Consider the following 12,483-nt stretch of genomic DNA (forward strand, 5'->3'; position numbering starts at 1 on the left):
GAAGTGCCGGTGACGGCGCCGGATCAGAGCTTCGTCCACGCCTCCGCGAGGACCGTGCGCAGGATCCCCTCGATCTCGTCGAACGTCGACTGGTCGGAGATGAGCGCCGGCGCCAGCTGCACCACCGGGTCGCCCCGGTCGTCGGCGCGGCAGTACAGCCCGCTGTCGTACAGCTTCTTGGAGAGGAAGCCGTACAGGACGCGCTCGGTCTCCTCGTCCGTGAACGACTCCTTGGTGTCCTTGTCCTTCACCAGCTCGATGCCGTAGAAGAAGCCGTTGCCGCGGACGTCGCCGACGATCGGCAGGTCGTGGAGCTTCTTCAGGGTGTCGAAGAACGCGCCCTCGTTGTCGAGGACATGCTGGTTGAGACCCTCGCGCTCGAAGATGTCGAGGTTGGCGAGGCCGACGGCGGCGGAGACCGGGTGGCCGCCGAACGTGTAGCCGTGCAGGAAGGTGTTGTCGCCCTGATAGAACGGCTCGGCCAGCCGGTCGGAGATGACGCACGCGCCGATCGGGGAGTAGCCCGAGGTCATGCCCTTGGCGCAGGTGATCATGTCCGGGACGTAGTCGAACTTGTCGCAGGCGAACATCGTGCCGAGCCGGCCGAAGGCGCAGATGACCTCGTCGGAGACGAGCAGTACGTCGTACTGGTCGCAGATCTCCCGGACCCGCTGGAAGTAGCCGGGCGGCGGCGGGAAGCAGCCGCCCGCGTTCTGCACGGGCTCCAGGAAGACCGCGGCGACCGTGTCGGGGCCCTCGAAGAGGATCTCCTGCTCGATCTGGTCGGCGCACCAGCGGCCGTACGCCTCGGGGTCGTCCCCGTGGATCGGCGCCCGGTAGATGTTGGTGTTGACGACCTTGTGCGCGCCCGGGACGAGCGGCTCGAAGGGCGCCTTGAGGGCGGGCAGTCCGGTGATGGACAGGGCTCCCTGAGGGGTGCCGTGGTAGGCGACCGCGCGGGATATGACCTTGTACTTGGTGGGCTTGCCGGTCAGCTTGAAGTACTGCTTGGCGAGCTTCCAGGCGGTCTCGACCGCTTCGCCGCCGCCGGTGGTGAAGAAGACCTTGTTGAGGTCGCCGGGCGCGTAGTGCGCGAGCCGCTCGGCCAGTTCGACGGCCTTGGGGTGGGCGTACGACCACACCGGGAAGAAGGCCAGCTCCTGCGCCTGCTTGTAGGCGGTCTCGGCCAGCTCGTGACGGCCGTGCCCGGCGTTGACGACGAACAGCCCGGAGAGACCGTCGAGGTAGCGCTTGCCCTTGTCGTCGTAGATGTAGGTGCCCTCGCCACGCACGATGGTGGGCACGGGCGCGTTCTCGTACGACGACATGCGGGTGAAGTGCATCCACAGGTGGTCGTACGCGGTCTGGGAGAGGTCCTTGCTCACGGCTATCGGGTTCCCCACATGTAGGTCTGCTTCTTCAGCTTGAGGTAGACGAAGCTCTCGGTGGAGCGCACGCCGGGGAGCGCGCGGATCCGCTTGTTGATGACCCGCAGCAGATGGTCGTCGTCCTCGCAGACGATTTCCACCATGAGGTCGAAGGAGCCCGCGGTCATCACCACGTACTCGCACTCGTCCATCGCGGCCAGCGCGTCCGCGACCGACTCGGTGTCGCCCTCCACATTGATGCCGACCATCGCCTGCCGCCGGAAGCCGACGGTGAGCGGGTCGGTGACGGCGACGATCTGCATCACGCCCTGGTCGATCAGCTTCTGTACGCGCTGGCGCACAGCCGCCTCGGAGAGGCCGACGGCCTTGCCGATCGCGGCGTACGGACGCCGTCCGTCCTCCTGGAGCTGCTCGATGATGGCGAGGGAGACGGTGTCGATCGTCTGGGACGATCCGCTGGAATCTGCGCTACGGCTGGCCACGCGGTTCACTGTGCACTGCGAGTCGTCGGTCCCGCAAGCCCGTATCGATGAAATTCGTTGTCGTGAGGTGCGAATAACACCGAATCCGAAGTTGTGGAGGGTCGGGCCTGTCGAAAGCGTCGACCGACGGAATAAGCTGGCTGCCCTGCCCGTGGGGATCGACACGGGTGCACCGAAACTGGAGGGATGGCAGTGACCACCGAGCTGCGCCGGCTGCGTAACTACATCAACGGGGAATTCCGGGACGCCGCGGAGGGCGGCACGATCGAGGTGGTCAACCCGGCCACGGGCGAGCCGTACGCCACCTCTCCGCTCTCGCGAGAGGCCGATGTCGACGCCGCGATGGCCGCCGCCGCGGCGGCCTTCCCCGCCTGGCGCGACTCGACCCCGGCCGAGCGCCAGAAGGCCCTCCTCAAGATCGCGGACGCCTTCGAGGAGCGCGCCGAGGAGCTGATCGCCGCGGAGTCGGAGAACACGGGCAAGCCCCTGGAGCTGACCCGTACCGAAGAGATCCCGCCGATGGTCGACCAGATCCGCTTCTTCGCGGGCGCGGCCCGGATGCTCGAAGGCCGGTCGGCGGGCGAGTACATGGAGGGCCTCACCTCCATCGTCCGCCGCGAGCCGGTCGGGGTCTGCGCGCAGGTCGCGCCCTGGAACTACCCGATGATGATGGCCGTGTGGAAGTTCGCCCCGGCCCTCGCCGCGGGCAACACCGTCGTCCTGAAGCCGTCGGACACCACCCCCGCCTCGACCGTGCTGATCGCCGAGATCATCGGCGCGATCGTGCCCCCGGGCGTCTTCAACGTCATCTGCGGCGACCGGGACACCGGGCGCGCGATGGTCGAGCACCCGACCCCGGCGATGGCCTCCATCACCGGGTCCGTCCGGGCCGGCATCCAGGTCGCCGGGTCGGCGGCCAAGGACGTCAAGCGGGTCCATCTGGAGCTGGGCGGCAAGGCGCCGGTCGTGGTCTTCGAGGACGTCGACCTCGCGAAGGCCGTCGAGGACATCGCGGTCGCGGGCTACTTCAACGCGGGCCAGGACTGTACGGCCGCCACCCGCGTCCTGGTCCAGGAGTCGATCCACGACGACTTCGTGACCGCGCTCGCCAAGGCCGCCGCCGACACGAAGACGGGCGCGGCCGACGACGAGGACGTGCTGTACGGCCCGCTCAACAACGCCAACCAGCTCGCGCAGGTGTCCGGCTTCATCGAGCGGCTGCCCGCCCACGCCAAGGTCGAGGCGGGCGGCCACCGGGTCGGTGACAAGGGCTACTTCTACGCCCCGACCGTTGTCTCCGGCCTCCGGCAGGACGACGAGATCATCCAGAACGAGGTCTTCGGACCGGTCATCACCGTCCAGTCCTTCACGGACGAGGCCCAGGCCCTGGAGTACGCCAACGGGGTCGAGTTCGCGCTCGCCTCCTCGGTGTGGACCAAGGACCACGGCCGTGCCATGCGGATGTCCAAGTCGCTGGACTTCGGCTGCGTCTGGATCAACACCCACATCCCGCTGGTCGCGGAGATGCCGCACGGCGGCTTCAAGAAGTCCGGCTACGGCAAGGACCTCTCGGCGTACGGCTTCGACGACTACACCCGGATCAAGCACGTGATGACGTCCCTCGACGGCTGACACACCCGGACCCGACGCCCGCCACCGACCGGGGTGGCGGGCGCCGGGCGCTCCCCGGCTGCGTTTGTTGGCCCCCGGCGATACGGGCATCCTGGGTGGTGAGGGGACCGCGGAGGCGAATCGAGGGCGATGAGCACGGGTGGCAACACTTCTCACGACGGGCTGAGGGGCCGCCGCGAGCGGGAGTCCGCGGCCGTCGTCACCGTGGACGCGCGCGGGATCGTCACCGGATGGAGCAAGGGCGCCGCGTCTCTTCTCGGCTACGCGGCCGAGCACGCCGTAGGCCGCCCCGCCGCCCGGCTGCTCGCCACGGACCGGGCCGGGGCCGCCGACGCGGTGGCGGCGCTCCGGCGCGCGGACGTGTGGCGCGGCACCGCGGCCCTGCGGCACCGGGACGGCGGCCGGCTGGAACTCGGCCTGGTGGCCTGCCCGCTGCTGGCCGCCGACGGCGCCGTCCGGGGGTACGTGGTGACCGTCAACGCCATGGCGCAGCCGCCGGGAGCCGACCCGCTCACCGTGGACGCGGCCGTCGCCCAGGCCCCCGTCGCCCTCTCCTCCTTCGACACCGAAGAGCGCTACATCCGGCTCAACGACGCCGCCTGCGCGATCCTCGGCATGCGCGAAGAGGACCTGCGCGGACGGCACTTCGCCGACACCATCGACCCCGGCGACCACGACAGCGCGCACTTCCTGGAGCATCTGCGCCGGGTGAACCGGACCGGGCGGCCCGTGCACTACGAGAGCTACACCAATGCCCTGACCTCCTCCCGCGTCCACGCCTGGAACATCCACATGTGGCCGGTCCGGGACCCCGGCGGCCGTCAGCAGGGCGTCGCCATGCTGGCGTTCGACAGCAGCGAGCAGTACTGGGCCAGACAGCGGCTGCTGCTGCTCAAGGAGGCCGGCACCGCCATCGGCACCACGCTGGACGTGGTCCGCACCGCCGAGGAACTCTCCCAGCTCGTCCTGCCCGTCCTCGCCGACTTCAGCAGCGTCGACCTGCTGGACTCCGTACTCCAGGGCGACGAACCGGCCGAGGGACCGCTCGACACCGCCGTACGGCTGCGCCGGGCGGCCCACCGGGCCGCCGACCCCCGTATCACCTCCGGCGCCGTCGCGCTCGGCGGCCTCGAAACCTACCCGGAGTCCTCCCCGCCCGCCCGCTGTCTGGCCACGGGCCGGCCCACGCTCAGCCGGCGGGGCGACGCCGACTTCGCCCTGTGGATCGGGGAGAACGCGACCCGGGCGAAGATGGTCGGGGAACTCGGCGTGCACTCCCTGATGGCCGTGCCGCTGCGGGCGCGCGGCATCACCCTCGGGGTGGCCGTCCTCACCCGCGCGCAGCGCCAGGAACCCTTCGAGCAGGACGATGTGGTGCTCGCCGAGGAGCTGGCCGGCCGCGCCGCCGTCTGCATCGACAACGCCCGCCGCTACACCCGGGAACACACCACGGCGCTCGCCCTCCAGCGCAGCCTGCTCACCCAGCGGCTGCCGGACCAGGCCGCCGTGGAGGTCGCCTCCCGCTATCTGCCCGCCGGCTCCCGCGCCGGGGTCGGCGGCGACTGGTTCGATGTGATCCCGCTCTCCGGGAACCGGGTGGCGCTCGTCGTCGGTGATGTCGTCGGCCACGGAATCCACGCCTCCGCCTCCATGGGGCGGCTGCGTACCGCCGTACGCACCCTCGCCGATGTGGATCTGCCGCCCGACGAACTGCTCACCCACCTCGACGACCTGGTGAGCCACCTCGCCGACGACGACAGTTACGCGACGGCCGCCGAGACCACCGGCGAGCTGGGCGCCACCTGTCTGTACGCCGTCTACGACCCGGTCTCGCGCCGCTGCGCGATGGCCTCGGCGGGGCATCTGCCGCCCGCGCTCCGGCTCCCGGACGGCACCGTCGAGCTGTTCGACATCGTCGTGGGGCCTCCGCTGGGCATCGGGGGCGTGCCGTTCGAGGTCACCGAACGGGAGCTGCCCGAGGGCAGTGTGCTCGCGCTCTGCACCGACGGGCTGATCGCCGGCCCGGACCGCGATGTCGAGGCGGGCCTGGAGCGGCTGCGCGCGGTCCTGGCGGCGGAGCCGGCCGGGGGACCGGCTTCGGAACCTGCCTCGGGCCCGGCTTCGGGACCGGCCTCGCGGGAGTGCCCGTCGCTGGAGGCCCTCTGCGACCGGGTGATGACCACGCTCCTGCCCGGCCGCCCGACCGACGACGCCGCGCTCCTCGTCACCCGTACCCGCGCGCTCCACTCCGACCAGGTCGTCTCCTGGGAGCTGACCGGGGACCCGGCGCAGGTGGCGGACGCCCGGGAGAACGCCTCGGCGCAGCTGACCGCCTGGGGGCTGGCGGACGCCGCGTTCGTCACCGAACTCGTGGTGAGCGAACTGGTCACCAACGCGATCCGCTACGGCGCCGCGCCCATCCGGCTCCGGCTGATCCGCGACCGTACCCTCATCTGCGAGGTCTCCGACGGCAGCAGCACCGCCCCGCACCTGCGCCGGGCGCACGCCTTCGACGAGGGTGGCCGCGGGCTGCTGCTGGTCGCGCAGCTCACCCAGAGCTGGGGGACCCGCCAGACCGGGTCCGGGAAGACCATCTGGGCCGAGCAGGTCCTCACGCATCTGGCCGATGTCTAGTGCGTGTTCGGGCCGGTGGGTGCGGCTTCTGGGCCGAGGAGGCGGGTCAGGACGTCGATCCGGTTGGTGGTGATCGAGTCGACGCCGCACGCGATCAGCCGGCGCATCGAGCGGCGGGTGTCCGCCGTCCACGCCGAGACCAGCAGCCCGTCCCGGTGGTCGCGCTCCACCAGCGCCCGGCCGACCAGCCCGAACCGGTAGTTGAGCCAGCGCGGCCGGACCGCCGTGAGCAGCGCCGGCCGCGGCGGCGCCAGGGTCGTCCAGGTCATCGCGATCTCGGCCGACGGATCGGCGGCGCGTACGGCGAGCATCGTGCCCGGGCCCGCGCAGTAGTAGACGCGCTCGGCGGCGCCGCACTCGCGCACCGTACCGATGACCGTACGGACCGACGCCTCGGTGGCGCCCGGCAGATCGATCATCAGCCGGCCGTCCCCGCCGAGCGCCTCCCGGAGCGTCGGCACACCGCCGCGCGTCAGCTCGTACAGCTCGTCGTACGTCACCTCCGCGAGACGCCGGTCATGGCCCCAGAGCCGTCCCAGCGACGCGTCGTGCAGCAGCACGGGCACACCGTCGCGGGTGAGCCGCACATCGACCTCGACCGCCCCGGCGCCCCGCTCCCGCGCCGAACGGACCGAGGGCAGTGTGTTCTCCCGGGCGCGGTACGGGTCGCCGCGGTGGCCCACGGCGACGACCGCGCGCTCGGTCGCGACCGTCGCCGCCATCAGCGCGCGAGCCACTCGGCGGTGTACGTGTCGATCTTCGCCGCGAGCGTCTTCTTGCCCGCCGCGTCCAGGAAGGACGCCTCCACGGCGTTCTTCGCGAGATCGGCGATACCGCGCTCGTCCAGACCGAGCAGCCGGGCCGCGACCGCGTACTCCTGGTTGAGGTCCGTACCGAACATCGGCGGGTCGTCGCTGTTGACGGTCACCGTCACCCCGGCCGCCACCATCGCCTTGATGGGGTGCTCCTCGATGTCGGCGACCGCGCGGGTGGCGATGTTGGAGGTGGGGCACACCTCCAGCGGGATGCGGTGGCGCGCGAGGTGCGCCAGCAGCTCCGGGTCCCGTACGGCGCTGGTGCCGTGGCCGATGCGCTCCGCGCCCAGGTCGCGCAGCGCGTCCCAGATGGTCTCCGGCCCGGTCGTCTCGCCGGCGTGCGGTACGGAGTGCAGCCCCGCGGCGATCGCCCGGTCGAAGTACGGCTTGAACTGCGGCCGGGGCACCCCGATCTCGGGCCCGCCGAGCCCGAAGGAGACCAGGCCCTCGGGGCGCAGATCCACCGCGAGCCGCGTGGTCTCCTCGGCGGCAGGCAGCCCCGCCTCGCCGGGGATGTCGAAGCACCAGCGCAGCACGACGCCCAGTTCGGCCTCGGCCGCCTTCCGCGCGTCCTCGATCGCCTCCATGAACCCCTGCGCGGGGATGCCCCGGCTGGTCGAGCTGTACGGGGTCACGGTCAGTTCGGCGTAGCGGATGTTCTGCCGCGCCATGTCCCGGGCGACCTCGAACGTGAGCAGACGGACGTCCTCGGGGGTGCGGATCAGGTCGACGACGGAGAGATAGACGGTGATGAAGTGGGCGAAATCGGTGAAGGTGAAGTAGTCGGCGAGCGCTTCGGGGTCGCTGGGCACCTGGGAGTCCGGGTGCCGGGCGGCCAGTTCGGCCACGATCCGGGGAGAGGCCGATCCGATGTGGTGGACATGCAGCTCGGCCTTGGGCAGGCCCGCGATGAACGGGTGCGGGTCGGTCATCGGAATCCTCCGGGAACGGTGGGTACGGCGCGGGCGGGCGGTACGCCGTACATGCTCGTCCGGGCCCGGGACCGTGTGGGGCAGGGAACATCGTAGGCTGGGCCGGTTCGGCCCGGGGCACAGGCCGTAGCATGACCGGGAATCACGATGGGGGAGGCCCATGTCAGACCAGAGCGAGCAGCCGTCGGGCGGCTCCGCGCCGCATGATCCCTGGGCGCCGCCGGAGCGGAAGACCTCGCTGGACAAGCAGACGGGCCCGCCCGAATCCGTGCACGACCAGCACACCGTCCTCGGCATACCCGGGCTGGGACAGGGCGCGGGGCAGGCGCCGGGCGCCGCACCCGCGGCCGGGCCCACTCCGCCGTCTCCGTACGGGAACGCGTCCGGAGCCGTACCGCCGCCGCCGACCGCCCCCGGGGGTCCGGCCCAGGCGCCGCCCGGCGCGTACGGCTACCCGGGCATTCCGCCCCAGGCCACCCAGGGCTTCCAGCAGCCCGGCTCGCCCTACGGACCCGGCCCCGGCCCCGGCCCCGGTCCGGGCGCCGGTCCCGGCTACGGCTATCCCGCGTACCCGGCCGCGCCCGGTTACCCCGGCTATCCGGGCCAGGGGCAGAACCCCTGGCAGCAGCCCCCGGCCAACGGTCTCGGTACCGCCGCGCTGGTGCTCGGGATCATCTCCGTCGTGGGCTTCTGCCTCTGGGGCCTGAACATCGTCATCGGCATTCTCGCGTTGGTCTTCGGCATCATCGGCCGCCGCCGCGCCGGCCGCGGCGAGGCCACCAACGGCGGTATGGCGCTGGCGGGCATCATCCTGGGCATCGTCGGGATCGTGATCGGCACCATGATGATCGGGCTGACCATCGTGGGCTTCATCGCCGATGTCGAGGAGAACTCGGGCAGCAGCGACGACGACCCGTTCGCCACCTCCCTGGTCGTCGGCGCCGACCGCTAGCTTTCCGCGCCCGGCTCCGCCCGGAGCCGCTCGCGCGTCTCCATCAGCGCGAAGCCCAGCAGATTGAGCCCGCGCCAGCGGGCGGGGTCCTGGGCGCGCTCGTCGTCCGAGGCCAGTCCGATGCCCCAGATGCGGTCCATCGGGCTGGCCTCGACGAGTATCCGGTCGCCCGTCGACAGCAGGAACCCGCGCAGCGCGGCGTCCTGGCCGAACTTGTGGACCCCGCCGGCCACCACGATCGCGTAGCGCTCCCGCTCCCAGACGGCCTCGTCGAAACCGCGCACCAGCCGCCCGGCCTTCTTCGCCAGCGCCGGATTCGCCGCCGTCAGCGCGGCGCGCTCGGCCTCCGCGTCCCCGAAGAGGCGGGCCTTGCGCGCCATCATCCAGTGCTCCGCCGTCGCGTACCCCACCCCGTCCACGGTGAACGGCGCGGGCCACCACTGGCTGAGGCAGCTCACGTCGAGCGTGCCCTCCCGCCGGGGCGTGTGCCCCCAGAAGCGCAGATACTTCAGCCGCTCACCCCGCTCCGCGCGCGCGATCAGCCCGGCCACGCCACCGCCCGCACCGGCCGTGCCACCGCCCGCGGCAAGCGCCTCCGCGACGCTTTCCGCACCGTCCCCCGTACCGCTCCCCGTGTGCTCGTTCATGTCCCGGATTCTGGCACCCACCACTGACAACGCGTCCGGCCGGGCCCGTTCAGCGCATCCGGGGGGCGACCGAATCCGTCGTGTAATCAAAAGGCAACAACGGAATCCCTTGTTGGGATGGGATGCCTCTGTCAGGATCGGCACTCAATTGGAGCCGGGGCCACCACCGCGACATTCGGAGAGCTGCATGGGCGACCACTTCCAGGTGCGCGACCGCTTCGCGAGCGGGGCGCAGTTCGTCGACGGGCGGGCGCGGCACGGCGGTTCGGGGCGTACGCAGACCGTCGTGAACCCGGCCACCGGCGAGGAACTGCTGACCTATCCGACCGCGGGCCCCGACGACGTGGACGACGCCGTCGCCGCCGCGCACGCGGCCTTCCCCGGCTGGGCCGGCGCCACGCCCGCCACCCGCTCGGACGCCCTGCACCGGTTCGCGGAGATCCTGGCGGACCAGGCCCCGGACTTCGCGTACGCCGAGTCGCTCCAGTGCGGCAAGCCGATCAAGCTGTCCACCGAGTTCGACGTCCCGGGCACCCTCGACAACACCGCGTTCTTCGCCGGCGCCGCCCGCCGCCTCGAAGGCGCCTCCGCCGGGGAGTACAGCGGCGACCACACCTCGTACGTACGCCGGGAGCCGATCGGGGTCGTCGGCTCCGTCGCGCCCTGGAACTACCCGCTCCAGATGGCCGCCTGGAAGATCCTCCCGGCGATCGCCGCCGGCAACACCATCGTGCTCAAGCCCGCCGAGATCACCCCGCTGACCTCACTGATGTTCGCCCGGGCCGCCCAGGAGGCCGGACTCCCCGACGGAGTGATCAACATCGTCGCCGGGACCGGACCCGGCGCCGGGGAGCACCTCGTCGGGCACCCCGATGTCGCCATGGTCTCCTTCACCGGCTCCACCGCCGTCGGCCGGCGCGTCGCCGGGATCGCCGCCGCCGGGGCCAAGCGCCTCCACCTCGAACTCGGCGGCAAGGCGCCCTTCGTCGTCTTCGACGACGCCGACCTGGAGGCCGCCGTCCACGGCGCGGTCGCCGCGTCCCTCATCAACGGCGGCCAGGACTGCACCGCCGCCACCCGCGCCTATGTGCAGCGGCCCCTGTACGACGCCTTCGTCAGCGGGGTCGCCGACCTGATGGGGACCGTACGCCTCGGTGACCCCTTCGACCCGGCCACCGACCTCGGCCCGCTCGTCTCCCACGCCCACCGCGACCGCGTCGCCGGTTTCGTCGAGCGGGCACGCGGCCACGCGCGCGTGGTGACCGGCGGCGAGGCCCCCGGCGGCGACTGGAGCGACGGCGCCTACTACCGCCCCACCCTGGTCACCGGCGCCGCCCAGGACAGCGAGATCGTCCAGTCGGAGATCTTCGGGCCCGTCCTCACCGTGCTGCCCTTCGACACCGACGACGAGGGCATCCGGCTCGCCAACGACACCCCGTACGGCCTCGCCGCGTCCGCCTGGACCCGCGATGTCTACCGGGCCGGCCGGGCCACCCGCGAGATCGCGGCGGGCTGCGTCTGGGTCAACGACCACATCCCGATCATCAGCGAGATGCCGCACGGCGGATTCGGGGCCAGCGGCTTCGGCAAGGACATGTCCGCCTACTCCTTCGAGGAGTACACGCAGGTCAAGCATGTGATGTACGACAACACGGCGGTGGTCAGGAAGGACTGGCACCGCACGGTCTTCGGCGACAGACACCGTCCTTGATCACCGGCCCGCGAGGGCACCACCCGAAAGGGCACAGCGCATGGAGCAGTACGAGCCCGACCGCCTCTCCGCTGCCCGGTCGGCCGCGGTACGGCGCAGCCTGACCAGCGGCAGGGGCGCCCTCACCCGCCGCTCCCTGCTGCGCGCCTCCGGTATCGGCGCGCTCACCGTCGGCGGTCTAGCCGGACTGAGCGCCTGCGGGATCCCGCCCGCCAAGCTCGCGGACGCCGGCGCCGCCTCCGACGACCACTCGGCGAAGGAGAAGCGGGTCGTCTTCTCCAACTGGACCGAGTACATGGACGTCAGCGACGACGAGAAGCACTATCCGACGCTGGAGGCGTTCACCCGGCGCACCGGTATCACCGTCAAGTACACCGCGGACATCAACGACAACGTCGAGTTCTTCGGCAAGGTCCAGCCCCAGCTGGCGGCCGGCCAGGACATCGGCCGCGACCTCATCTGCGTCACCGACTGGCTCGCCGCCCGCATGATCAGGCTCGGCTACGCGCAGAAGCTCGACCCCTCCCACCTGCCGCACGCCTTCGCCAATCTCTCCGAGCAGTTCCGCACACCCGACTGGGACCCCGGCCGCGCCTACTCCTATCCGTGGACCGGCATCCCCACCGTCATCGCGTACAACACCCGGGCCACCGGCGGCCGTACGGTCGACTCCGTCTCCCAGCTGCTCGACGACCCGAAGCTGCGCGGCCGGGTCTCGTTCCTCTCCGAGATGCGCGACACCATCGGGATGACCCTGCTCGACCTGGGCAAGGACCCGGCGTCCTTCACCGACGACGACTTCGACGCGGCCGTCGCCCGGATCCAGAAGGCCGTCGACCGGAAGCAGGTCCGCCGCTTCACCGGCAACGACTACACCGCCGACCTGGAGAAGGGCGATATCGCCGCCTGTGTCGCCTGGGCCGGGGACATCGTCCAGCTCCAGAACGACAGCCCCGACATCAAGTACGTCATCCCCAAGACCGGTTACATGCTCTCCAGCGACAATCTGCTGGTCCCGGCCAGGGCACGGCACAAGACCAACGCCGAACGGCTCATCGACCACTACTACCGGCCGCCGATCGCCGCGCAGCTCGCCGCGTACATCAACTACGTCTGTCCGGTCGACGGCGTACGCGCCGAACTCACGAAGATCGACAAATCGATGGCCGACAACACCCTGATCCTCCCGGACGCGGCCATGGCCGCCGCCTCGCACGCCTTCCGCTCCCTCAGCGCCGAGGAGGAGACCGCGTACGAGCAGAAGTTCGCCAAGCTCATCGGCGCGTAGGA

At 71.3% G+C, this 12,483-nt stretch carries 10 protein-coding genes; 5 read left to right on the plus strand and 5 right to left on the minus strand.

What is annotated here, in order from left to right:
- Window positions 1–23: 23 nt before the first annotated feature.
- Together DVK44_RS26065 and DVK44_RS26070 are read right to left on the minus strand one after the other, a co-directional pair.
- The gene (locus DVK44_RS26065) at window positions 24–1,403 is read right to left on the minus strand and encodes an aspartate aminotransferase family protein (RefSeq protein WP_114662440.1); all 1,380 of its coding nucleotides are present in this window, start codon (window positions 1,401–1,403) and stop codon (window positions 24–26) included.
- Entirely contained in the window at window positions 1,388–1,870 is a 483-nt protein-coding gene (locus DVK44_RS26070; RefSeq protein ID WP_114662442.1) for an Lrp/AsnC family transcriptional regulator, read from the minus strand. The genes DVK44_RS26065 and DVK44_RS26070 overlap by 16 nt, the downstream gene beginning before the upstream one ends.
- Before the next feature lie 192 nt (window positions 1,871–2,062).
- On the opposite strand from DVK44_RS26070, the gene DVK44_RS26075 reads away from it, so the two are divergent.
- The gene (locus DVK44_RS26075; protein ID WP_114662444.1) at window positions 2,063–3,502 is read left to right on the plus strand and encodes a gamma-aminobutyraldehyde dehydrogenase; all 1,440 of its coding nucleotides are present in this window, start codon (window positions 2,063–2,065) and stop codon (window positions 3,500–3,502) included.
- Window positions 3,503–3,631: 129 nt separating this feature from the next.
- A complete protein-coding gene (locus DVK44_RS26080) occupies window positions 3,632–6,136 on the plus strand; it encodes a SpoIIE family protein phosphatase (RefSeq protein ID WP_114662446.1) in 2,505 nt (834 codons plus the stop codon).
- Here DVK44_RS26080 and DVK44_RS26085 read toward each other — a convergent pair.
- Window positions 6,133–6,858 (minus strand): glycerophosphodiester phosphodiesterase, encoded by a 726-nt coding sequence (locus tag DVK44_RS26085; RefSeq protein WP_114662448.1) that lies wholly within the window; start codon window positions 6,856–6,858, stop codon window positions 6,133–6,135. The two genes, DVK44_RS26080 and DVK44_RS26085, sit on opposite strands and share 4 nt — an antisense overlap.
- Window positions 6,858–7,883: an adenosine deaminase gene (locus DVK44_RS26090; protein WP_114662450.1), complete on the minus strand. Its 1,026-nt coding sequence runs from the start codon at window positions 7,881–7,883 to the stop codon at window positions 6,858–6,860. The genes DVK44_RS26085 and DVK44_RS26090 overlap by 1 nt, the downstream gene beginning before the upstream one ends.
- 160 nt (window positions 7,884–8,043) lie before the next feature.
- Here DVK44_RS26090 and DVK44_RS26095 point away from each other — a divergent pair, with 160 nt between their 5' ends.
- Window positions 8,044–8,835, plus strand: a complete 792-nt coding sequence (locus DVK44_RS26095) for a DUF4190 domain-containing protein (RefSeq protein WP_114662451.1) — start codon at window positions 8,044–8,046, stop codon at window positions 8,833–8,835.
- On the opposite strand, the gene DVK44_RS26100 is transcribed toward DVK44_RS26095, so the two are convergent.
- On the minus strand, window positions 8,832–9,482 hold the full coding sequence (locus DVK44_RS26100; RefSeq protein WP_114665444.1) for an NADAR family protein: 651 nt from the start codon (window positions 9,480–9,482) through the stop codon (window positions 8,832–8,834). The genes DVK44_RS26095 and DVK44_RS26100 overlap by 4 nt on opposite strands.
- A 187-nt stretch (window positions 9,483–9,669) precedes the next feature.
- On the opposite strand from DVK44_RS26100, the gene DVK44_RS26110 reads away from it, so the two are divergent.
- Window positions 9,670–11,193, plus strand: a complete 1,524-nt coding sequence (locus tag DVK44_RS26110; protein ID WP_114662453.1) for a gamma-aminobutyraldehyde dehydrogenase — start codon at window positions 9,670–9,672, stop codon at window positions 11,191–11,193.
- A 40-nt stretch (window positions 11,194–11,233) separates the two neighbouring features.
- Complete coding sequence (locus tag DVK44_RS26115) at window positions 11,234–12,481, plus strand: ABC transporter substrate-binding protein (protein WP_114662455.1); 1,248 nt, start codon at window positions 11,234–11,236, stop codon at window positions 12,479–12,481.
- Window positions 12,482–12,483 lie beyond the last annotated feature (2 nt).

Origin of the sequence: Streptomyces paludis, assembly GCF_003344965.1 — a bacterium.
Lineage (GTDB): Bacteria > Actinomycetota > Actinomycetes > Streptomycetales > Streptomycetaceae > Streptomyces > Streptomyces paludis.